The organism is Arthrobacter sp. AOP29-A2-19, assembly GCF_058138025.1.
Genome location: NZ_CM176894.1, coordinates 488,912 through 510,116 on the forward strand (window position 1 = coordinate 488,912; position 21,205 = coordinate 510,116).

Consider the following 21,205-nt stretch of genomic DNA (forward strand, 5'->3'; position numbering starts at 1 on the left):
CGCGCGGCCGGCGCGGCTAGTCTTGGACGTCCACGTGCGTGGGATCCAGGACGCGCCGGAGGAAGTCCTGGGTGCGGGGCTGCTGGGGGTTGCCGATGACCTCCTTGGCCGTGCCCTCCTCCACAACAACGCCGCCGTCCATAAAGACCACCCGGTCGGCGACCTCGCGGGCGAACGCCATTTCGTGCGTGACGACCAGCATGGTCATGCCGGCCTTCGCCAGCTGGCGCATGATCGAGAGCACCTCGCCGACCGTCTCCGGGTCGAGCGCCGACGTCGGCTCGTCGAAGAGCATCAGTTGCGGGTCCATGGACAGGGCCCGGGCGATGGCCACGCGCTGCTGCTGTCCGCCGGAGAGCTGGTCGGGGAAGCGGCCGGCGAAGTCGGAAAGGCCCACGTTGTCCAGGTGCTTCTGCGCCGTCCGTTCGGCGTCGGCAGCCGAGCGCTTGAGCACCTTGGTCTGGGCGACCGTGCAGTTCTGCATCACGGTCAGGTGCGGGAACAGGTTGAACTGCTGGAAGACCATGCCGACGTTGCGGCGCATCTTGTCCAGCTCGATGTCCGGATCGGTTGCCTCGAACCCGGCCACGTGGATGGTGCCGCCGTTGGGCTGCTCGAGCAGGTTGACGCAGCGCAGCAGGGTCGACTTGCCGGATCCCGAGGGGCCGATGAGGCAGACCACCTCGCCGGGCGCGACCTCCAGGTCGATGCCCTTGAGGACCTCGTTGGAGCCGTAGGACTTGCGCAGGCCCACGATGTTGACGCCGGCTGCCTTGAATTCGGAGGGGGACTCGGTGTTGGCCGTCTCGTTCATGTCTGGGTGCCTATCGCTTGGTCCGCGCGGTGCGGGCTTCGAACTTGCGAGCCAGCAGGCTCAGCGGGACGGTGATGACCAGGTACAGGGCGCCCGCCACGATCAGCGGCGTGATGCCGGCGCCGAGGCTGGTGATGCCGTCGCGCCCGAACTTGGTGAGCTCGTACTGGCTGGCCATGGCCCCGAGGATGAACGCCAGGGACGAGTCCTTGGTCAGCAGAATGACCTCGTTCGTCAGCGGCGGCAGGACGATCTTGAACGCCTGCGGGATGATGATCGTGACCATGGCGCGCCAGGCCGGCATGCCGAGCGAACGGGCGGCCTCCATCTGTCCCTTCGGCACGGCCTGCAGGCCGGCGCGGAGCGTCTCGGCGATGTAGGCGGAGGCCACCATGCCGAGGGCCACCATGACCACAACCGGCTGCGGCCAAATGGTGCCCGGGAACGCGCTGGGGATGCCGTAGCCGAAGGCGATCAGAACCAGGATCGCGGGGATGCCGCGGAAGAATTCGATGTAGCCGGTCGCCAGCCAGCGGTAGGGGAGGAAGCTGGACATCTTCATGAGTGCCAGCAGCAGGCCGAGCGTGAGGCCGAGCGCGAACGAGATGATCGTGTAGAAGATCGTGTTCTTCAGGCCCACGACGATCAGGTCGGGGAACATGGGGGCCAGCGCACCGAAGTTGAAGAAGGAGCGGTTCATCACCTCCCAGTCCAGGTTCAGCACCAGGACGACGACGACGACGACGAGGAGCGCTAGCTGGACGATCTGGCTGATCCGTGATCGCTGGCGGACGGTCAGGGCCATGGGGGAATGCCTTCCATTAGGTTTGCCGGCCCGGGGGTAACTCGGGTGTGGACGCCCGGGCGGGCGCATGCCGGTGCCGGGGGATGGGGCCCGAACGTGAGGGTCGGCGGCCGGCGCGGGGTGCGCCGGCCACCGCGGGTGCTACTCGGTCTCGCCGAACCAGGTGGCGGTGTACTTCGCCATGGAGCCGTCGTCGGTCAGTCGCTTGAGCGTCCCGTTGACGGACTCGAGGAGGGCGGTGTTGCCCTTCTTGACGGCGACGCCGAGCTGCTCGCCGGTGGTGAAGTCGGCGACGCGCTTGAAGTCCGGGTTGTCCTTGATGGCGTAGCCCAGGATCGACTGGTTTCCCAGCGCGGCGTCGATGGTGCCGGACTTCAGCGCCTCGACCTGAAGGCCGCCGTCCTCGAACTGCGTGGCGTCGAGGCCCTGGTCCTGCGCGTACTTGGCGCCGGTCGTGGCCTGCTGCACGCCAACGCGCTTGCCCTTGGCCGACTCGATGTCCGTGATGCCGGAGCCCTCCTTGGCGACGAGCGTCAGGTCGTCGTCCATGTAGGGCTCGGAGAAGTCCATGTTGGCCTTGCGCGGCTCCGTGATGGACACGGAGGAGATGGCCGCATCGCACTGGGTCGCGAAGAGGCCGGACTCGATGGCGTCGAAGGAGGAGTCGATGACGTTCAGCTCCACGTCCAGGTCCTTGGCGATCTCGGCGGCGATGTCCATGTCGAACCCGACGTTCTTGCCGTCCTTGACGAACTCGAACGGCTCGTACGGGATGTCGGAGCAGACGGTCAGCTGGCCCTCGTTGACCAGGGAGATGGCGGATTCCGAGCCGCTCGCGGCCGGCTCGTCGTTGGAGCCGCCGCAGGCGGTCAGGGACAGGCCGGCGATGGCGGTGACGGCAAGTGCCTTGGTGAATTTCGGATTGATCCGCATGTGGTTACGTGTCCTTCTGGGTGGTGAACGGGCGGAGCCTGGGTCAGCACGGTCATTCTAGCCCGGGCCGCAACGCGGTTATGAGATATGCATCACAGGCTACAGGAGTAGATCCGGCGTAAACAATCGCCGGCCGTTACAAAAACTTTACTGCGGGCCGGGCTCAGAGGTTCAGCGCCTCGCGCATCGGCCGCATTTTTGCCCACGACTCCGCCAGCTCCGCGTCCGGGTCGGACGCCCCCACGATCCCGCAGCCGGCGTAGAGGCGGATGCGCGTGGGGGACTCCACCACGCCGCCGCGCAGCGCGATTCCGAACTCGCCGTTGCCCGCCGAATCCACCCAGCCCACGGGGCCCGCGTAGGCGCCGCGGTCCATGCCCTCGAGTTCGCGGATCAGGGCGCCTGCCGCCTTCGTCGGCGTTCCGCAGACGGCCGCCGTCGGATGGAGCACTTCCGCGAGGTCCAGCGCGCTCGGGGCCGAGCCGTCGCCGCGCACGCTCAGCTGCGCCTCGACGTCGGACGCGAGGTGCCACACGTTGGGCAGCTCCAGGACAAAGGGCTCGTCCGGCGCGACCATGCCGGAGACCAGCGGGCCCAGCTGCTCCGTGAGCGAGTCGATCGCAAGGCTGTGCTCGTGGCGCTGCTTCTCGTCGCCGGACAGGAGCCGGCGCGCGTAGCCCGCGTCGCCGGCCGGCGCCGTGGCGCGGTCCAGTGTCCCGGCGAGCACCCGCGCCCTTGCCGTCTTGCCCTCCACCTGGATCAGCATCTCCGGCGTCGAGCCGATCAGGCCGTCCATCGAGTACGTCCAACAGTCCGCGTACCTCAACGCCAGTTCGCGCAGCACCTGGGCGACGGCGATCGGGGCCGCGAGCTCGGCGACGGCGTCCCGGGCCAGCACCAGCTTGGTCAGGAGTCCCGCGTTGATGGCGCGGACGCCGGCTGCCACCCGCTCGCGGTAGTCGCCTTCGGACACCTCGCCCGGGACGAGCCGGTCGCCGCCCTCCCCGAGTTCGTGTTCGTCGGAGACGTCGTCCAGCAGGACGGCCAGCCGCTCCTCGGCGGCCTGCACGCTGAGCTCGGCGTCCGGGTCCGCCGTGGTGTAGGTCAGCCAGCTGGCGTCGTCCCGGCGTCCCACCACGATCTCCGGGACGACCATCCGCGAGGAACGCGCGCTGGTGAAGGAGAAGGAGAAGGAGGCGAAGGCGACGGGGCCGGTGCCCGGAATGCCGACGTTGTCCGTGGACTCCGCGCCGGCGAGCGTCCCGCCCCACCAGGCGCGCGCCTCGGCGAAGCGCTCGGGCCCCCTGGACTCGAAGCGCGCCGCCTCGCCAAACCCGACCATTCCGTTGCCGCGCCGGCCCCACACGAGGGCGTCGTCGCGGACCACGTAGTCGAGGAGGCCGTGTTCGCTCATCGGTGGGCGGGCAAAGGTGATGCTGCGCAGCGCCGGCGTGGCGCGGAGGCCGACCTGCGCGCCGGAGGACGGCGCGGGGGAGCCCGGAAAATCGATCTTCATGGTGCCCCAAGCCTACTCCCGGCGCGCGGGGACCCGGCTTTTCCCACCACGGCCGAACTTTGCGACAATGGGCGGGTGAGCCGTGCATCGCTGGAGAAGCGTCCCGAAGAAGTCCAAGCCATGTTCGACGACGTCGCGCCCCGCTACGACGTTGTGAACGACATCCTCTCGGTGGGCCAGACCCGCCGTTGGCGCCGGATCGTGGTCGACGCGGTGGGCGCAAAGGCCGGGCAGCGGGTGCTGGACCTGGCCGCCGGCACCGGCACGTCCTCGGAGCCCTACGCGGACGCGGGCATCCACGTGGTGGCCTGCGATTTCTCGCTGGGCATGCTGCGCGTGGGCAAGCGCCGCCGCCCGGACATCGACTTCGTCGCCGGTGACGCCACCAACCTCCCGTTCGAGGACAACAGCTTCGACGCCGCGACCATCAGCTTCGGGCTGCGCAACGTCACCGACCCGAAGAAGGCGCTCGCGGAGATGTATAGGGTCACCAAGCCCGGCGGAACGCTGGTGGTCGCGGAGTTCTCCCACCCGACGTTCGCCCCGTGGCGCACCGTCTACACCGAGTACCTGATGCGCGCGCTCCCCGCGATCGCCACCAAGGTGGCCTCCAATCCGACGGCATACGTCTACCTTGCGGAGTCCATCCGAGCTTGGCCCAACCAGGACGGGCTGGCCGCGTGGATCGGCGGGGCCGGCTGGGAAGAGTGCCGCTACCGCAACCTCTCGGGCGGCATCGTGGCCGTCCACCGCGCGACCAAGCCCGGCGGCGGTGCCGGGGCGGATGCCGAGCGCAACGGGGAAGCGTCCGAATACCTGCGCCACCACGCCTCGCGGCGTGTCCTCTAGGGGAGCGGGTTTCCCAACGTGTCTGTACTGATTGTCGGCGCCGGTCCGGCAGGGTCCACCGCCGCCACACACCTCGCGCGTGCCGGCGTCGAGGTGACCGTCCTGGAGAAGACGTCGTTCCCGCGCGAAAAGGTGTGCGGCGACGGCCTCACCCCGCGGGCCGTTCGGGAGATGCGGCTGCTTGGCCTGCCGCACCTCGAGGAGGACGGGTGGCGCAAGAACAAGGGGCTCAGGCTCGTGGCGGGAGGCCGCTCGATCGAGCTGCCGTGGCCCGAACTCGGCGACTTCCCCGACTACGGGCTGATCCGGACGCGGCTTGGTTTCGACGAGGCGATGGCCCGCCACGCCCAGGCGGCGGGAGCCGAACTGCACGAGGGCCACGCCGTCACCGAGGCACTGCGGGACGAGAGCGGCCGCGTCGTCGGGGCCCGCGCCAACGTGCTGGACGCGGACGGGCGGAAGACCGGCGAGACGCGCGACTTCACCGCCGACATCGTGCTGGCCGCCGACGGCAACTCCACCCGCACGGCGCTGAGCCTGGGGTACGAAAAGCGGGACGACCGGCCGCTCGGCGTCGCCTACCGCACCTACTTCACGTCGCCGCGGCACACGGACGAGTGGATGGAGGGCTGGCTCGAGCTTCCCGACGGCGCCGGCAAGCCCCTGCCCGGCTACGGCTGGGTCTTCGGCGTCGGAGACGGCACGTCGAACGTAGGGTTGGGGATCCTCAACTCGTCGAAGGAGTTCGGCAAGCTGGACTACCGGCAGGTACTGCGCGACTGGACGGCCGGGATGCCCGCCGAGTGGGGCTTCAACGCCGAAAACCAGGTGGGCGGCATCCGCGGGGCGGCCCTGCCCATGGGCTTCAACCGCACGCCGCACTATTCGCCCGGAATGTTGCTGCTGGGCGACGCGGCAGGCATGGTCTCACCGTTCAACGGCGAGGGCATCAGCTACGCCATGGAGTCCGCACGCTACGCGACCGAGCTGGTCATCGACGCGGAGTCCGGCGCGCGCGGCGCCACCCGTGCCTCCCGTGACGCGGTCTATGCGTCCTACGCGGACGTGGTCCGCGGCAAGTGGGGCAGCCACTTCACGCTGGGGCGCGTGTTCGCGCGCCTGATCGGGAATCCCACGGTCATGCGGCTCGCGCTCCGGGCCGGCATGGGCACCCCCGCGCTGATGCGGATGGTGGTGCGGATGCTCGCGAACCTCACGGACGAGGGCGGCAAGTCGTTTGAGGATAGAGTGATCCATGTACTGGAGAGGCTGGCTCCCCCCACCAGCAACCAGCGTCCGCCCCGCGCGAGAGACGGTGGCCGCCCCGCACCGACGAAAAGTAAGTCCAAGAACCTTGACTGATTCCCAGACCAACTGGACCACCGCCGGACATGGCGTTCCGGAGAACGTGGACCTGAACCCGGAGACCGCCGCACTGGCGGCAGGCATCAACCTGCCGCCGGGCTTCCGGGCCGTCGCCGAGGATCCCGGGTTCGGGCCGGCCATCTCCCAGGGCATGGCCCGCGTCGAGAAACTGTTGCGCGACGCCGTGGCCAACTCGGATCCGCTGATCGACCGGACCAGCCGGCACCTCGTCGAGGCCGGCGGCAAGCGCATCCGCCCCATGCTCGTGATCCTTTCCTCCCTGCTGGGAGACGGCGTCAACGCGGAAGTCATCAAGGCCGCCGCCGTCGTCGAACTCACGCACCTGGCCACGCTCTACCACGACGACGTGATGGACTCCGCGCCCTATCGCCGGGGAGCACCCACCGCCCACGAGGTGTGGGGCAATTCCGTCGCCATCCTGACCGGCGACCTGATCTTTGCGCGCGCCTCCGTGATCGGCGCCGAGCTGGGACCGGACGCGGTCAACATCCAGGCCCGCACATTCGAGCGGCTGTGCCTGGGCCAACTGCACGAGTCGATCGGTCCACGCGAGGGCGAGGACGCCGTCGGGCACCATCTGCAGGTCCTCGCCGACAAGACCGCGTCGCTGCTCTCCGCCGCCGGAGTGTTCGGCGTCCTGTTCGGCCGCGCGGCACAGTGGCGCGAGGTCATGCGCGACTACGGCGAAAAGGTCGGCGTGGCCTTCCAGCTGGCCGACGACGTGATCGACGTGACCGGCGCGCAGGTGCGGTCCGGCAAGACGCCCGGCACCGACCTGCGCGAGGGCGTTCCCACACTTCCCGTGCTGCTCCTGCGCCAGGATGCCGCCGACGGCGACGCCTCGGCGTCCGCCGTGCTGGAACTGGTGGACGGCAACCTCGAGTCCGACGAGGCACTCGCCGCGGCCGTCTCCGCGCTGGGAAGCCACCCGGTGACCGGACGCGCCTGGGCCGTCGCCCGCCAGTGGGCCGACGACGCCCGCGCGGCCCTCGCGCCGCTGCCCGAGGGGCCGGTCAAGACGTCGCTGGCCGCCTTCGCCGACGCCGTCGTCACCCGCGAACTCTAGGCCCGCCGCGCGGCGGACACGCCCGGGCCCGGGCTGCGCGGCCCTCACGCCCCCGCCGCCCGTCCTGAGCGCCTGAGCGGCTTTGGCCCGTCCGAGCCGGCTTTGGTTCGGACCGATCCACGAGAGCGGGCATGGCGCGGGGTGGGCCGGGCCTAAGCGGGCGGGAGCAGGACGCGGCCTAGCGCGACCGGTCCAGGGCGTCGCGGAGTTCCGCCGCCTTCCGCGCGCGGTCCTCGACCGCAACGCGGTGGCGGAGCTGACGGTAGAGTTCGTCGCCGTGGTACCGGGGAAACACGTGCTGGTGATAGTGCCAGACGTGCTGGTTGCCGGCGGGCTCGTTGTGTTGGCGGGTGGACGTGCCGTCCGGCTCCCACGCGTCCTTCATGGCCACCGCGATGCGCCGCGTGGCCAGCATGATGGCCGTGGCCACCCGGTCGTCCAGCTCGTAGAGGGTCTCCAAATGCCGCACGGGAATAACCATCGCGTGGCCGCCGTGCGAGCCGAACCCGTCGCAGGCCATGATGATGGCGATGTCCTCGTCGCGGTACACCAGGTCGCTGGGCGCGCAGAGGTTTGTCTCCGAGAGCGGGCCGCCGGCGAGCAGCTCGCAGAAGGGGCAAACGTATCCGGCGGGAGCATGGCTGGGCCAGGTTCCCGCGGCGGACACGGCGCTAGTTCTCCAGTTCGGGCTCGAGTTCGTCGAAGACCCAGGTGAACATGTCCAGCATGTACTCGCTGAACGTGCCTTCCTCGCTCTTCCACACGCCCCGCACGTTGTGGCGCCGGTGCACGATCGGGTCGGGGATGTCCAGCTGGTCCTCGCGGATGCCCCAGACGTACTGCTCGTCCTCGTCTTCCATAAACAGCAGGAAGCCGTCCTCGATCTCCAGCTCCTCGGGATCCCACACGAAGTAGTAGGCCTCCATCAGGTCCTCGCAGCCGCCCAAGGCGAGGTAGAACTCGCGCAGAGCCTGCGGGATCTCGACCCCGGCGTCGTCGAGGGCGTCGTCGAGCTCGTTTTCGGTCAACCCGTCCTCGGGGACCCAGACATCGTCCAGGTATTGCGGAACCAGGGAACGGAACTTCTCAACGAACATCTCAGCCATGCCTGAATCCTATCGGTCTCCGGAGCGCGACGGACGCGTCCACCCGCGCACGGCCAGTGGCGCGCGCCACTTGTAGCGCAGCGCCAGCTCGCGGAAGGCGAAGACGACGACGGCGATCCCGGTGCCGACGCCGAGGTTGAACACGCCCAGCGAGGCGGTGAGCGCCGTCAGCCCGGCCCCCAGCATGGCCGGCAGGGCATAGATGTCCCGGTGGTTGAACAGTTGAGGGACGTCGTTGGCGGCGATGTCGCGCAGCAGCCCGCCGCCGCAGGCCGTGGCGATGCCGAGTAGCGCCGCAGCGACGGGGGAGAGTCCCGCGCCCAGGGCCTTGTCCGTTCCGGCGATGCAGAACAGCGCCAGCCCGGCGGCGTCGAAGTGCAGTATCCACCGGTTCAGGCGCTGCAGGCGCGCGGAGACGAGGTAGACGGCGATGGTCGCCAGCAGCGGCGGCACCAGGTAGACGACGGACGTGAACGACGTCGGGACGCCCTGCCCGATGACGAGGTCCCGCACGATTCCGCCGCCCAGGCCCGCCATGCTGGCCAGCGCCAAGGAGCCCACGATGTCGAACCCCTTGCGGGCGGCCAGCAGCGCCCCGGAGACCGCGAACGCGAAGATGCCGACGAGGTCCAGCCACAGGCCGATCACGTCGGCGTCGACGCCGGGAAGGGCGCCCTCCATCAGTGGACGTCCTTCGCCGAAAGGGCCAGCCACAGCTGGACGCGGTCCTGCGTCGTGGAGGGGTCGTAGCCGCTGAGCTCGGCGATCTGCTGCAGCCGGTACCGGACGGTGTTGCGGTGCAGGCCCAGCTCCTCGGCCGTTGCACCGACGCTACCGTTGAGGTCCAGGTAGGCGCGCAGGGTGAGCATCAGCCCCGCGCCATGCGCGGCGTCGAACGTCTCCAGCGGCTCCAGCGCCTCGCCGGCCAGCGCCTCGAGGGGCACGTCCCGGGCGGCCAGCAGGAGGGACGTCAGGGACAGCCGCGAGGGGCGGTTCAGCCGTTCCCCATGGCGCAGCGCTCCGAGGGCCTCGAAGTAGCTCCAGCGCAGGCCGGACGCCTGGGCGTAGGATCCGCCGAAGGAGACGCGCGCGGCAACGCCGGCGCCGTCGAGGTAGTCGGCGAGCGCGGCGGCGGCGGCGCTGCCGTCGTCGCCCTCCAGCACGACGGCGAGGCGGTCGTCGAGGAGGGCACCGACGGCGTGGTCCAGGACCGGGGGCAGCGGCAGGGCCCGGAGGGCCTTCGGCGATCCGGAGGTCGACTCGACGAGGAGGACGCAGTTCAGGCCGGTGGCCGCGATTCCGACGGTCTGCAGGCGCAGGGCCGCGTCCTGGCCCTCGATGCTTCCCCGCGTGAGGTCGCCCAGGACCTGCCCGGCCACGGTGCGCCGCGACTCGCGGAGCCGGGCCTGGCCCGCCAGTTCCACACCGATCAGCGACTGCGCGTATTCGACCAGCCCGTCGCGGGCGAACGGCTCGGCAAGGGAGAGCGTGCAGCGGTCCTTCAGGCCCGTGGCGATCGGGACCTCGTGCCAGTTTCCCGTGTCCGTCGCCGGGCCGTAGACCCGGGCACCGTACTGGCTCAGCGACACCGTGGTTCCGAGGAGCCGGTCGAGTTCGCGCAGGAGCCGCTCCAGCCCGCCGCCGCCCAGAAGCGCTGCCGCGAGCTGTTGGTGGCCCTGAAGCAGGCGCTGGACGCGGCCGAGGTGGTCGGCCGCGATCGCCTCGGCGATCATGCGGGTGATGGCGACGAACGGGGTGTCGTAGGGGACCTCGAACACCGGCAGGCCCACCTCGCCGGCGCGGCGCACCACAGCGGCGGGCACCTTGGCGTGCGAGAGCCCTGTGCCGAAGCCCAGGGCCAGGGCGCCGGCGTCGACCGCGCGGTCCACAAAGGCGGCCTGGGCGGCCGCCGTCTTCTGCCGCAACCCGGTGGTCAGCAGCACCTCGCCGCCGCCGAGAAAGGGGGAAGGGTCCTGCAGTTCGGTCACGGCGGCCCACCGAATGGGGACGTCCGCGTGCTCGCCCGGCCCGGTCAGGGGGCGCAGGTCCAATTGGGGCGAGGCCAGCAGCCCGGCCAATGTGATCGCCATATAACAATCGTAGGCTGGCGTTGTGCATCGGACCGGAGGGCACCGCAACATTTGGTCAGTGTGACGAGGGTGTACGTGCTGTCATTGTGACGCGTTCGGCACGCGTCTACCGTGGTCTGCATGATCAACCAATCCAAAGGTGGGGCCGGTGGCGCGCCCACCGCCGCCAGGGAAACGTTCTCCTCGCGCAGACTGTTCATCCTTTCGGCGATCGGCTCCGCCGTTGGCCTCGGCAATATCTGGCGCTTCCCCTACATCGCCTATGAGAACGGCGGCGGCGCGTTCCTCATCCCTTATCTGGTAGCGCTACTGACGGCAGGCATTCCGCTGCTGTTCCTGGACTACGCCGTGGGGCACAAGTTCCGCGGCTCGGCGCCGCTGGCGTACCGGCGGATGAACCGGGGCGCGGAGGTCCTCGGATGGTGGCAGGTACTGGTCTGCTTTGTGATCGCCATCTACTATGCCGTGATCATCGCGTGGGCCACCATGTACACGTTCTTCTCCGTGACCAAGGCCTGGGGCGACGATGCCGAAGGCTACTTCTACAACGACTTCCTCCAGATTGCCGAGGTCCCGGCGCTCGGCTTCGACTTCGTGCCCGGCGTTCTGTGGCCGCTCCTCGCGGTGTGGGCCGTGGTCATCGGGATCATGGTCCTCGGCGTGCGCAAGGGCATCTCGCGGGCGAACGGGATCTTTCTTCCCCTGCTCGTGGTCATGTTCGTCATTCTGGTGATCACGTCCCTGTTCCTGCCCGGGGCCATGGACGGCCTCAACGCGTTCTTCACGCCCGACTGGGCAGCGCTGGCCAATCCGGGCGTGTGGGCCGCCGCCTACGGCCATATCTTTTTCTCGCTGTCCGTCGCCTTCGGCATCATGGTGACCTACGCGTCCTACCTCAAGCGGAAGTCGGATCTCACGGGATCCGGCCTTGTGGTGGCCTTCTCGAACTCGGGGTTTGAGATCCTCGCCGGCATCGGAGTTTTCGCGGCGCTCGGCTTTATGGCCCAGGCGGCAGGCACGGGCGTGGACGAGGTGGTCAGCGGGGGCATCGGCCTGGCGTTCATCGCGTTTCCGACGATCGTGTCCCAGGCCCCGCTCGGCGCCCTGCTCGGCGTCCTGTTCTTCGGCGCACTGGTGTTTGCGGGCCTGACGTCACTCATCTCGATCCTGGAGGTCATCGTGGCCGCCGTCCAGGACAAGTTGGGGTGGGCCCGCGTCAAGGCGAGTCTGGCGGTGTCCGTTCCGGTCGCCTTCATCTCGCTGGTTCTGTTCCCCACCGCGACGGGCCTCTACCTGCTGGACGTTTCGGACGCCTTCGTCAACAGCTTCGGCATCATGCTGGGCGCGCTGGTCGCGGTCGTCGCCATTGCGTGGCTCTATCGCAGGCTCCCGATGCTGGCGGAGCACCTGAACGCAGTATCGACCGTCAAGTCGCGGCGGGGCTGGATGGTTCTCGTCTCGGTCGTGGCGCCCATCGCGCTTGCCTACATGCTCATCAACGACTTGATCACGAAAATCACGACCCCCTACGAGGACTATCCGGCCTGGTTCCTCAACGTCTTCGGCTGGGGCATGTCCATCGGGCTGATCGTCGTGGCGCTGATCTTGACGCTGATCCCTTGGAGCAGGAAGTCCAAGCTCCATAACGATCCCGAATACGAGGCCATCCTGGCCGACGAGAACGAGGAGGCATCCCGATGACCGGCATTGCCATCACCATGATGATCATCTCCATCCTGACTGTCTGGGGAGGGCTGGGGCTGGCGCTGATGAACCTCGCCCGACACCCGGAGGACGAGGGACACCTGCCGGAGGAGCACGCGCCGGAACTTTGACGTTCGCCGCGCCGCCCCGGGGCCCGCGGGCCGCTATGCACATGCACAGCGACCCGCGGGCCCTTCTGTGCCGGGGGCCGTGGCGGAGCATGTGGGCCGGACGTAGTCTCGGCGGAGAATATTCGGCTCGAAAGGAACCTCCCCGTGGACATCCAGTACCGGCTCGACCAGAAGCGCAGCATCACCGGTCCCTTCCCCGGACCCAAGTCGGCAGCCCTGTCCGAGCGCCGCTCGGCCGTGGTGGCGGCCGGCGTCGCCTCGTCCGTTCCGGTCTACGCGGCAGACGCCGACGGCGGCGTCATCGTCGACGTCGACGGCAACTCGCTGATCGACCTCGGCTCCGGCATCGCCGTGACCACGGTAGGCGCCGGCAACGAGCGGGTCGCCGCGGCCGTCGCGGAGCAGGCCGCCCGCTTCACGCACACCTGCTTTATGGTCACGCCCTACGAGGGATACGTGGAACTCGCGGAGAAGCTGGCCGAACTGACGCCCGGCACCCACGCCAAGAAGTCCGTCTTCTTCAACTCCGGCGCCGAAGCCGTGGAGAACGCCATCAAGGTGGCGCGTGTGGCCACGGGCCGCACCGCCGTCGTCGCGTTCGACCACGCCTACCACGGCCGCACCAACCTGACCATGGGCCTGACGGCGAAGGCCGCCCCGTACAAGCGCGGCTTCGGCCCGCTGGCGTCCGAGATCTACCGGATGCCGATGAGCTACCCGTACCGCGAGGAGAACCCGAACATCTCCGGCAAGGAGGCGGCCGAGCGGGCGATCCTCAGCATGGAGAAGCAGATCGGCGGCGACCAGATCGCGGCCATCATCATCGAGCCGATCCAGGGCGAGGGCGGCTTCATCGTCCCGGCCGACGGATTCCTCCCGCGGATCGCCGAGTGGGCGAAGGAGCAGGGCATCGTCTTCGTTGCCGACGAGGTCCAGTCCGGGTTCTGCCGCACGGGCGAATGGTTCGCGGTGAACCACGAGGGAGTGGTCCCGGACATCCTCACGCTGGCCAAGGGGATCGCCGGCGGCATGCCGCTGTCCGGGATCGTCGGCCGCGCGGAACTGCTCGACGCCGTCCACCCGGGTGGCCTGGGCGGCACCTACGGCGGCAACCCCGTCGCCGTCGCGGCGGCGCTGGCGGCGGTGGACTACATGGCGGAGCAGGACCTCGCCGGGCGCGCCCGTGAGATCGAGGAGCGCTTCTACGCGCGTCTGCGCCCCCTGCAGGCCGAGGTCCCCGCCATCGGCGACCTGCGCGGCCGCGGCGCCATGCTGGCCATCGAGTTCGTCAAGGCCGGCGGCAAGGAACCCGACGCCGACTTGACCAAGAAGATCGCAACGGACTGCCTCGCGCAGGGAGTCGTCATCCTCACCTGCGGCACCTACGGAAACGTGGTTCGGCTGCTGCCCCCGCTGGTCATCGGGGACGAACTGCTGGATGACGCCCTCGACGTGCTGGAGGCGGCCATCCGCGCCAACGCGTAGCGCGCGCCCGAGTCGGATCCGGTGGCACTGGAGGGCCGTGGCCGCGCCACGGCCCTCCACGGTAGAGTCTGAGCCACCGACACGCCGGCGGCCTTGCGCGGCCGGGACACGCCCAGGAGGCACACATGCGCTATCTCGTTGGCTACCGACCAGACGAACGCGGTGCGGAGGCGCTGGCCCTCGGCATCGCCGGCGCGCGGACGCTGCAGACCGAGCTCGACGTCGTCTACGTGGTCCCCGAGGACACCCCCTACGTGGCGACGCACCCGCAGGGGAGCCGCGTCAGCGTGGAGGAGCAGCGCCTGCTCACCGCCAAGCGCGAGGTCCTCTCCCGTGTCCCGGACGACGTGCCCGTCCGCTTCCACCTGCGGCGCAACAACTCCACCGCCCAGGGCCTGATCGACGCCGCCCACGAGCTGGGCGCCGTGCGCATTGTTGTCGGCGCCGCCCGCAGCGGGGTGCTGGGGCGGTACACGATCGGCTCGGTCGCCAATGCGCTGCTCCACTCCAGCCCCGTGCCGGTGATGCTGGCCCCGCGCGGCTACCGCAACACCGTGGCCTTCAGCCGCCTGACCGCGGGCGTGGGGGAGCGGGAGGGATGGCAGAGCGTCCTTACGACCGCGCTGGTGTCCACCAGACGCCACCACCGGCCGCTGCGGCTGATGTCGCTGGTGGCCCTGGACGCCGCCACCGCCCGCTACGGCGAGGACGTCAACGAGGCGCTGAAGCACGCCAACACCGTCCTGATGGAGGCGGCCCGCTCGCTGCCCTCCGGCGTCGACTACGAGGTCACGGTCGCGCAGGGGCGCAACGACGAGGAGGCGATCTCCAAGCTGGACTGGGAGGACACCGACCTGCTCGTGATCGGCTCGAGCCGGCTTGCCCAGAAGAGGCGCATCTTCCTGGGGACAACGGCCAACCGGATGCTGCGCGCCCTCCCGGTCCCGATGCTGGTGGTGCCCCGCGACCACGAGCCGCCGGCGGAGTGAGCCGCCGGGGCGCGTCCCCGAGGGGCCGACGCGCGGGCCGCATGGTCGGCGGCGCGGATCCCGTTAGACGGGCGGCGTGCAGGCCGCCTCCGCGGCCGCCCGTTCGGCCTTCCGGCGCACCCGCGGGCGGCGAACCATGTCCAACGTGAGCAGCAGGATCGCGACCCAGACCAGTCCGAAGCCGATCCACCGCTCCAGCGGCATCTCCTCGTTCAGGACGGTCAGCGCCAGGATGAACTGCAGGACGGGCGCCAGGTACTGCAGCGTGCCGATCGTGCTCAGCGGCAGCCTCCGGGCGGCGGCCCCGAAGAGCAGCAGCGGGACCGCCGTGATGATTCCCCCGGACGCCATCAGCCAGAAGTGGGCGGTGCCCGACGTCAGCAGCGTCGCCTCGTCGCGGGCCAGGATCCACGCCATGTAGCCCGCCGCCGGCAGCGCCAGCACCGCGGTCTCCACCGACAGCGACGTCACTGCGGTCGCCGTGCGCCCCACGCGGTTCTTCACGAAGCCGTAGAGGCCGAACGAAAAGGCCAGGGTCAGCGCGATCACCGGCACGCTGCCGTACGCGAAGGTGAGCACAAGGACCGCGAACAGGCCGAAGCCCATGGCGGTCCACTGGATGCGGTTCAGCTTTTCCTTCAGGATCACCACGCCCAGGGCCGTGGAGACCAGCGGGTTGATGAAGTAGCCCAGGGACGCCTCCACGGCGTGCCCGTTGAGCACCGCGTAGGTGTACGTCAGCCAGTTCACGGCGATCAGGAACGCGGCGAGGGTGAGGCGCAGCATGGCCCCGCGGTCGCGGAGCAGCGCCACCAGCTGGGGCCACGATCGGGTGGCGGAGAGCAGGAGCAGGCAGAACAGCAGGCTCCAGACCACGCGGTTGGCCACGATCTCCACCGGGGAGGCGATGCCGATCGCCAGGAAGTAGAGCGGCAGGAGCCCCCAGAGCCCGTAGGCGCCGAGGCCGTAGAAGAGGCCGGTGCCGCGTGCGGGGGAAGCGGTGGCTGCGGGGGCGGTCTCGACCGTCGTTGGCGTCTGGGGCATTCCTATGCCAACAACCCGGCCGCGGACCGTATTCCGCCCGCGCCGGACGACGCCGGTGCGCGGACCGGACGACGCCGGTGCGCGGACCGGCGTCGTCCGGCACGGCTAACCATGGAGGAACGTCTGCACGGTCTGCAGCGGCCTGCCGGTCTGCACCAGTTGCCCGCGCCCCGGCGGCAGCGCCCGCGCCCGGATGTTGTTGATCAGGCCGCCCTCCGCCCGGTCGCCGTTCATGATGAGGGCCGCCGAACCGGAGTCCCGCAGCGTGGCGAAGAACGACTCGTACATGCCCCGGCTGGCGCCGCGTACCTTGCGGGTGAGGATCACGTTCAGGTTCAGTTCGGCCGCCATGGGCAGGTAGGTGGCCATGCGGCCCATGGGGGAGCCGCCGCTGGCGGTGAGAATGTCGTAGTCGTCGACGATGACCACAAGCCGGGCTGTTCCCGGCTTCTCCTCGTCGGTGCCGCCGGTGGTGCGCAGTTGGAGTTCCTTGACCAGCGCCGCGGACAGTTGCTCCGCCACGGCCGCGCTCCCGGCGTAGCCTCCCAGGTAGTCGTCCGGCACCACGTTGTCCAGGCCCTTGCGGGGGTCGTAGACCGCGAACAGGAGCTCGTCCGGTGTGTGCTGGCCGACCAGCGTATCGATGTAGTTGCGAAGGATGTTGGACTTGCCGCACTCCTCGTCGCCCATCACGATCAGGTGCCGGTCCTTGGATGTCGTGTCCAGCAGGTGCGGCGCCAGGTCCACCTCGCGCAGGCCGAGCGGGAAGATGCCCTTGGCGGCCGGCTTGTCGACGGCGGAGAAGGGGGCGGCGCCGGGGAGAACCCGCACGCGCATGGCTTGCGCGTGGGTGGAGTCGGCGACCTGGCGCACCAGGTCCCGGAGCCCCTCGGACATGTCGTCCGCATCGGCGATGCCGTCGATCCGGGGCAGGGCGACATGGCCGATCAGCTTCCGGTCCGAGAGGCCGCGGCCCGGCGCGTCCGAACTCACGCCCGCGGCGATCTTGCGGTCGATCGAGGAGTCCGCCGGGTCGGTGAGGGCCATCTCGATCCGGTTGCCGAAGAACCCCTGCTGCGCCATGCGCAATTCGGCGTTGCGGTTGAGCGTGGTCACCACGTGGATGCCGTAGCCGCCACCGCGCATGATCAGGTTGTTGACGCTGTCCTGGACCTCCTCGAAGTCGTCGCCGATCTGGCCGTAGCCGTCGATGACCAGGAACACGTCGGCGCTGGGCAGTTCGGGGAGGCGGCCGGCCGCGCACATGCGGCGCATCGTCGCCAGCGAATCGATCTGATGCGCCTCGAACACCCGCTCGCGCACCAGCAGCATGCCCATGATCTCCTCCACCGTGCGGCGGACCACTTCCCTGTTGGTGCGGATGGCCGTGCCGCCGACGTGCGGGAGACCACCCAGGGGCAGGAGGCCGGAGCCGAGGAGGTCGATGCAGTAGACGCCCACCTCGTGGGGGGAGTGCGTCAGGGCCAACGACGCCACCAGCGTGCGCAGCACGGTGCTGCGGCCCGATTGGGGGCCGCCGACGACGACGAGGTTGCCGCCGCCGGCGGTGAAGTCGATCTCCCACAGGCCCTGCCACTGCTTGGCCGGATCGTCCAGCAGGCCGATCGGCACCCGGAGATTCCCTCCGTGCTCCAGCCGCAGGCCGCGTTCCCCGGGACGCACGGCACCGACGGCGGCGTCGAGCGGGATGGCGGCGGGAAGCGGGGGGAGCCAGATCTCCTGGACGGAACGCGGAAACGTGCGCAGGGTGTCCATCAGGGTGGACATCACGGTGGGACCGGTGGTCCGCCGGGCCGCGCCGGGGCGGGTCTTGGTGGCCGTGGCCACGCCGGACGCCGCCTCGTTGTCGCCCGCGTAGCGCGGGACGGGCACAACAACCGGGAGCTCGGTAACGGCGGGTTCCCGATCCTCGGGCGCCTCCTCGGCCTCGAGCGGACCGGAGACGTAGCCGGACTTGAAGCGGGAATAGACGGTCGTGTCCACCTTCAGGTAGCCGTAGCCCGGCACGGGCGGCAGGTGGAAGGCGTCGGGGGTGTCCAACACCGTGCGGCTCTCCGATTCGGACAGCGTGCGGAGCCCGATCCGGTAGGAGAGGTAGGTCTCCAGCCCGCGCAGCTTGCCGCCCTCGACGCGCTGGCTGCTGAGCAGCAGGTGGACGCCGATGGAACGGCCGATCCTGCCGATGGACAGGAACAGGTCGATGAAGTCCGGCCGCGCGGTCAGCAGCTCGCCGAACTCGTCGATGATGATCACCAGGTGCGGGAGCGGTTCCATGGCCTCGCCGCGGGCCAGGCGCTCGGTCCGGTGGATCTGGTAGTCGGTGATGTTGGCGATGTTGCCGGCGGCCTTGAGGACCTCCTGACGGCGGAGGATTTCGCCGTTGAGGCTGGCATAGACGCGCTCGATGAGCGAGAGGTCGTCCGAAAGGTTCGTGATGATGCCGGTGACCTGGGGCGCTCCCTCAAAGGGTGCGAACGTTGCGCCGCCCTTGAAGTCCACCAGCACCATGGCCAGCATGTCCGGCGAGTGGGTGGCGAGGAGGCCGAAGACCAGCGAGCGCAGCATCTCCGACTTGCCTGAGCCCGTGGCGCCGATGCACAGGCCGTGCGGTCCCATGCCGAACTGGGCGGACTCCTTCAGGTCCAGCACGGTGGGCTTGCCGCGGTCGTCCGGACCGAGCGGAACCCGCAGGAAGTCGGCCTCGGTGCGCGGGCGCCAGGTGCGTTCGACGTCGGCCCTGTCCAGGCGGTGGGAGAGCCCCAGCATCTCGAGGAAGCTCTGCGCGCCCTCGACGGATCCGCTGTGCTCCAGGGAGTCCGCGGACAGCCGCAGCGGCGCCATCTCGCGGGCGAGCGCGGTGGCGGTGGCGGGGTCGAGTTCGTCGAGCGTGCCGGTGGTGGTCTCCGGGTGCACGGGGTCGTTGCGGTAGTTCTGCACCTCGAACCCCGCGGGGGTCTGGCTGATCCGCACGGAGACGTCGCTGGGCTCCTGGCCGCGCTCGTGGACCAGGTGCAGGACGGTCAGGCCCAGGCGGGCGGGCTCGACGAACTTGTCGGCCAGGGGCAGCTCGGTGGACTGGCCGCCGTGGGAGTCGGAGACGACGAGGAGCCGGGACAGTGCCTGGCCCAGCGACGCGTCGGTCTTGCGGGCCTCCACGGCCATCTTGGTCCGCTGCTGCAGGTCCGGCGCGAGGACGTCGGCCAACGCCCGGATGTCCGGCGCGATGCGGCGGACCAGGCCGGTGGAGTCGCTCTGGCCCTGGTCCGCCAGGTGCGGCAGCCACGCGGCCCACTGCCAGTCGTCGCGGTGGTGTTCGGGCGCGCTGATGGCGATGCCCAGGTCCTCGGGGGAATGGAACGCCGTGGCCGCGGCGAGGATGTTCCGGGTCAGGGCAACCGCGAACTCGCGGGTGCCCACGATGCTGACGTTGCCCGCGGCATCCAGGGGAACCGTGATGGGCATGTCGGGGGCGGCCGAATAGCGGCGCTTGAGGATCTCCGCCTCCGCGACCATAAACGAGTCCAGCTGCTGGGTGGACCCGGCGCCGTCGGTGATGTTGATGGGCCGGCACGGGCGCTCGCCGGTTCCGATGCGCACGTCGAGGAAGTCGGTGTTGCCGCGCCGGCGCTCCCACAGCCGCATGGGGGTGCGCACGATGTCGAACAGGGCCTGCGGGGGCGGGCTGCTCACGCGGGCCGTGCGGACGGCCTCCTGCTCGTCGGCTCGGAGCCTGGAGCGGGTGCGCTCGAGGTAGCGCATGTAGTTGTCGCGCGCCTGGGTGCGGGTCTTGGCTTGCTTGCCCCGCTGGCTGAACATCATAAAGACGGACATGATGACGGTCAGGATCATCATCATCGCCCCGACGGCCGCGAACGGGGAGTTGCGGAACATCATCATCACCGTCATGGAGACCGCGCCGCCGAGCATGGGCACGATCGCCATCAGGTTCAGCCCGGGGGCGTCGCCCTCAACGGGCGGCGGGCCGTCGATGTCGAACGGCCTGAAGCTGCGCAACGGCGCGGAGGTGCGCGCGGGGCGGTGGACAATCCGCTGTGACATGGCCTAGCGCACCCCGTTGGCCAGCTGCAGCAGCTGCCCGGCGATGGTTGCCACCGAGACGCGGTGGTCCGGTCCGAGGAGCGGCAGCGCCACCGCTGAGCCGGCGGCCAGGTGGCGGTCGTAGCCGATCGCGTACGCGTCGAACCCGAGCCGCGAGAGCCGGCCCGCCTGGTCCAGCGCGGCCAGCGGCGCGGCCTTGTCCTGCTGGAGGACCAGGACCGAGAGCGGGATTCTGGCCAGCCGGGGGTCCCGCCGCCAGCGGGCGAGCTGGCCCAGCGCGTCCTCCATCCCGGACAGTGTCGCGGGGACCACGTACAGCGCGGCGTGGCAGTCGGCCAGGGCCGCCTGCGTGGCGGGCGCGTCGAAGCCGGTGGGGCAGTCGAGAAGCGTGACGGGGAAATAGCGGGAGACGGCTGCGCACGTTGCGCGCAGCGCGGCGGCGTCGGCCTGCGCCTCCACGACGCCGCCCGGGCCGTTCTGCCGCGGGCCGCTGGCGAACAAGTTCGGTGCCGCGTGCCCCAAGAGGTCGCCGAGCGCCGCGGCCGACGGCAGTTTCCCCCCGGTCGCGTGCGGCACCACTGCGTCGATGGGCGGGGCGGCGTCCATGCCCAGGCGCAGCCCGAGGCTCCCTTGGCCGGGGTCGAGGTCCAGCACGGCGACCGTGTCCGGGCGGACCGCTGAGAAAAGGCGGGCCAGCAGCGCGGCGGACGTTGTTTTTCCCGCGCCGCCGCGCGTGGAGACCACGGCGATGCGACGGCCGGTGGCGACGGGGGCCTGGGCGAGCGCCGCCTGTCCCGCCATGTCCGAGGGAGTGCGGTCGGCGGTGAACATGGCGCGGAGAAGCCGCCCCAGGCCGCCCCCGGTCGCGGCGGTCTTGGCCAGTCGACGCCGGTCGCCGTCCAGCGGGGATCCGACACCGGCCGACGGCCCGGGGGCCGCGCCGGGCGGGACCGCCGCGGGCGCGGACTCGAAGGCGGAGGGAGCACCGGCCGCGGGCCGACGTGGGGTATGGACCGCGGCGCCGGCCAGAGCGGCCGCGCCGGGCGCTCCGGCGGAAGGCTGCCCCATCTGCCTGTTGGACCGCCGGTCGCGGCGTGCGGGCGCGGGCGCCCACGGATCCTCGGAGGGCGCGGCCCAGGGATCCACTGTGGGGCGCTCGGCGTTCGTGTGGGGCGGCTGCTGTTGGTTGGTCATCTGAGCTTCCTTG

At 70.2% G+C, this 21,205-nt stretch carries 18 protein-coding genes; 7 read left to right on the forward strand and 11 right to left on the reverse strand.

All coding sequences use genetic code 11. The features are described from left to right. Positions 1-16 precede the first annotated feature (16 nt). The 4 genes from AC3ZJJ_RS02265 to AC3ZJJ_RS02280 form a co-directional block, all read right to left on the reverse strand. Positions 17-814: an amino acid ABC transporter ATP-binding protein gene (locus tag AC3ZJJ_RS02265; RefSeq protein WP_489893652.1), complete on the reverse strand. Its 798-nt coding sequence runs from the start codon at positions 812-814 to the stop codon at positions 17-19. Between the two features lie 10 nt (positions 815-824). After that, complete coding sequence (locus AC3ZJJ_RS02270; RefSeq protein WP_489893653.1) at positions 825-1,619, reverse strand: amino acid ABC transporter permease; 795 nt, start codon at positions 1,617-1,619, stop codon at positions 825-827. A gap of 141 nt (positions 1,620-1,760) precedes the next feature. After that, on the reverse strand, positions 1,761-2,552 hold the full coding sequence (locus AC3ZJJ_RS02275; RefSeq protein WP_489893654.1) for an ABC transporter substrate-binding protein: 792 nt from the start codon (positions 2,550-2,552) through the stop codon (positions 1,761-1,763). Between the two features lie 163 nt (positions 2,553-2,715). Next, the gene (locus tag AC3ZJJ_RS02280; RefSeq protein WP_489895649.1) at positions 2,716-3,966 is read right to left on the reverse strand and encodes an isochorismate synthase; all 1,251 of its coding nucleotides are present in this window, start codon (positions 3,964-3,966) and stop codon (positions 2,716-2,718) included. 177 nt (positions 3,967-4,143) lie between these two features. Between AC3ZJJ_RS02280 and AC3ZJJ_RS02285 the strand changes: the two genes are divergently transcribed. The 3 genes from AC3ZJJ_RS02285 to AC3ZJJ_RS02295 are packed head-to-tail and all read left to right on the forward strand — an operon-like array spanning position 4,144 to position 7,369. Then, positions 4,144-4,917, forward strand: coding sequence for a demethylmenaquinone methyltransferase (locus AC3ZJJ_RS02285; protein ID WP_489893655.1), 774 nt, complete (start codon positions 4,144-4,146; stop codon positions 4,915-4,917). 18 nt (positions 4,918-4,935) lie between these two features. Next, a complete protein-coding gene (locus AC3ZJJ_RS02290; RefSeq protein WP_489893656.1) occupies positions 4,936-6,279 on the forward strand; it encodes a geranylgeranyl reductase family protein in 1,344 nt (447 codons plus the stop codon). Further along, the gene (locus AC3ZJJ_RS02295) at positions 6,272-7,369 is read left to right on the forward strand and encodes a polyprenyl synthetase family protein (protein ID WP_489893657.1); all 1,098 of its coding nucleotides are present in this window, start codon (positions 6,272-6,274) and stop codon (positions 7,367-7,369) included. Before AC3ZJJ_RS02290 ends, AC3ZJJ_RS02295 begins: the two co-directional genes overlap by 8 nt. 178 nt (positions 7,370-7,547) lie before the next feature. Here the strand turns inward: AC3ZJJ_RS02295 and AC3ZJJ_RS02300 are convergent, their stop codons facing one another. Genes AC3ZJJ_RS02300 through AC3ZJJ_RS02315 form a run of 4 tightly spaced genes read right to left on the reverse strand, consistent with a single transcriptional unit; the run spans position 7,548 to position 10,565 of the window. Further along, positions 7,548-8,036: an HIT family protein gene (locus tag AC3ZJJ_RS02300; protein WP_489893658.1), complete on the reverse strand. Its 489-nt coding sequence runs from the start codon at positions 8,034-8,036 to the stop codon at positions 7,548-7,550. Positions 8,037-8,040: 4 nt separating this feature from the next. Next, positions 8,041-8,475, reverse strand: coding sequence for an SMI1/KNR4 family protein (locus AC3ZJJ_RS02305; protein WP_489893659.1), 435 nt, complete (start codon positions 8,473-8,475; stop codon positions 8,041-8,043). 9 nt (positions 8,476-8,484) lie between these two features. Then, positions 8,485-9,156, reverse strand: a complete 672-nt coding sequence (locus AC3ZJJ_RS02310) for a trimeric intracellular cation channel family protein (RefSeq protein WP_489893660.1) — start codon at positions 9,154-9,156, stop codon at positions 8,485-8,487. Then, positions 9,156-10,565, reverse strand: a complete 1,410-nt coding sequence (locus AC3ZJJ_RS02315; RefSeq protein WP_489893661.1) for a PucR family transcriptional regulator — start codon at positions 10,563-10,565, stop codon at positions 9,156-9,158. The genes AC3ZJJ_RS02310 and AC3ZJJ_RS02315 overlap by 1 nt, the downstream gene beginning before the upstream one ends. A 120-nt stretch (positions 10,566-10,685) precedes the next feature. Between AC3ZJJ_RS02315 and AC3ZJJ_RS02320 the strand changes: the two genes are divergently transcribed. From AC3ZJJ_RS02320 to AC3ZJJ_RS02335, 4 genes are all read left to right on the forward strand, one after another. Next, complete coding sequence (locus tag AC3ZJJ_RS02320) at positions 10,686-12,266, forward strand: sodium-dependent transporter (protein ID WP_489893662.1); 1,581 nt, start codon at positions 10,686-10,688, stop codon at positions 12,264-12,266. Further along, positions 12,263-12,400 (forward strand): methionine/alanine import family NSS transporter small subunit, encoded by a 138-nt coding sequence (locus AC3ZJJ_RS02325; protein WP_489893663.1) that lies wholly within the window; start codon positions 12,263-12,265, stop codon positions 12,398-12,400. The genes AC3ZJJ_RS02320 and AC3ZJJ_RS02325 overlap by 4 nt, the downstream gene beginning before the upstream one ends. A gap of 144 nt (positions 12,401-12,544) precedes the next feature. Continuing rightward, entirely contained in the window at positions 12,545-13,885 is a 1,341-nt protein-coding gene (gabT, locus tag AC3ZJJ_RS02330; RefSeq protein WP_489893664.1) for a 4-aminobutyrate--2-oxoglutarate transaminase, read from the forward strand. 125 nt (positions 13,886-14,010) lie between these two features. Further along, the gene (locus AC3ZJJ_RS02335; RefSeq protein WP_489893665.1) at positions 14,011-14,874 is read left to right on the forward strand and encodes a universal stress protein; all 864 of its coding nucleotides are present in this window, start codon (positions 14,011-14,013) and stop codon (positions 14,872-14,874) included. A gap of 63 nt (positions 14,875-14,937) precedes the next feature. On the opposite strand, the gene rarD is transcribed toward AC3ZJJ_RS02335, so the two are convergent. The 3 genes from rarD to AC3ZJJ_RS02350 all read right to left on the reverse strand — a co-directional run bounded on the left by rarD (position 14,938) and on the right by AC3ZJJ_RS02350 (position 21,192). After that, the gene (gene rarD, locus AC3ZJJ_RS02340) at positions 14,938-15,918 is read right to left on the reverse strand and encodes an EamA family transporter RarD (RefSeq protein WP_489893666.1); all 981 of its coding nucleotides are present in this window, start codon (positions 15,916-15,918) and stop codon (positions 14,938-14,940) included. A gap of 105 nt (positions 15,919-16,023) precedes the next feature. Then, entirely contained in the window at positions 16,024-19,998 is a 3,975-nt protein-coding gene (gene eccCa, locus AC3ZJJ_RS02345) for a type VII secretion protein EccCa (protein ID WP_489893667.1), read from the reverse strand. Between the two features lie 3 nt (positions 19,999-20,001). Next, positions 20,002-21,192 carry a nucleotide-binding protein gene (locus tag AC3ZJJ_RS02350; RefSeq protein WP_489893668.1) on the reverse strand — a complete coding sequence of 397 codons (1,191 nt, stop codon included), beginning with the start codon at positions 21,190-21,192 and terminating at the stop codon, positions 20,002-20,004. Between the last annotated feature and the right edge of the window lie 13 nt (positions 21,193-21,205).

What these genes read in the sequence shown, in the direction of transcription:
- AC3ZJJ_RS02265 (WP_489893652.1), bottom strand. Translation starts at nt 814, where the DNA reads ATGAACGAGACGGCCAACACCGAGTCCCCCTCCGAATTCAAGGCAGCC.
- AC3ZJJ_RS02270 (WP_489893653.1), bottom strand. Translation starts at nt 1,619, where the DNA reads ATGGCCCTGACCGTCCGCCAGCGATCACGGATCAGCCAGATCGTCCAG.
- AC3ZJJ_RS02275 (WP_489893654.1), bottom strand. Translation starts at nt 2,552, where the DNA reads ATGCGGATCAATCCGAAATTCACCAAGGCACTTGCCGTCACCGCCATC.
- AC3ZJJ_RS02280 (WP_489895649.1), bottom strand. Translation starts at nt 3,966, where the DNA reads ATGAGCGAACACGGCCTCCTCGACTACGTGGTCCGCGACGACGCCCTC.
- AC3ZJJ_RS02305 (WP_489893659.1), bottom strand. Translation starts at nt 8,475, where the DNA reads ATGGCTGAGATGTTCGTTGAGAAGTTCCGTTCCCTGGTTCCGCAATAC.
- AC3ZJJ_RS02310 (WP_489893660.1), bottom strand. Translation starts at nt 9,156, where the DNA reads ATGGAGGGCGCCCTTCCCGGCGTCGACGCCGACGTGATCGGCCTGTGG.
- AC3ZJJ_RS02315 (WP_489893661.1), bottom strand. Translation starts at nt 10,565, where the DNA reads ATGGCGATCACATTGGCCGGGCTGCTGGCCTCGCCCCAATTGGACCTG.
- AC3ZJJ_RS02320 (WP_489893662.1), top strand. Translation starts at nt 10,686, where the DNA reads ATGATCAACCAATCCAAAGGTGGGGCCGGTGGCGCGCCCACCGCCGCC.
- AC3ZJJ_RS02325 (WP_489893663.1), top strand. Translation starts at nt 12,263, where the DNA reads ATGACCGGCATTGCCATCACCATGATGATCATCTCCATCCTGACTGTC.
- AC3ZJJ_RS02335 (WP_489893665.1), top strand. Translation starts at nt 14,011, where the DNA reads ATGCGCTATCTCGTTGGCTACCGACCAGACGAACGCGGTGCGGAGGCG.
- rarD (WP_489893666.1), bottom strand. Translation starts at nt 15,918, where the DNA reads ATGCCCCAGACGCCAACGACGGTCGAGACCGCCCCCGCAGCCACCGCT.
- eccCa (WP_489893667.1), bottom strand. Translation starts at nt 19,998, where the DNA reads ATGTCACAGCGGATTGTCCACCGCCCCGCGCGCACCTCCGCGCCGTTG.
- AC3ZJJ_RS02350 (WP_489893668.1), bottom strand. Translation starts at nt 21,192, where the DNA reads ATGACCAACCAACAGCAGCCGCCCCACACGAACGCCGAGCGCCCCACA.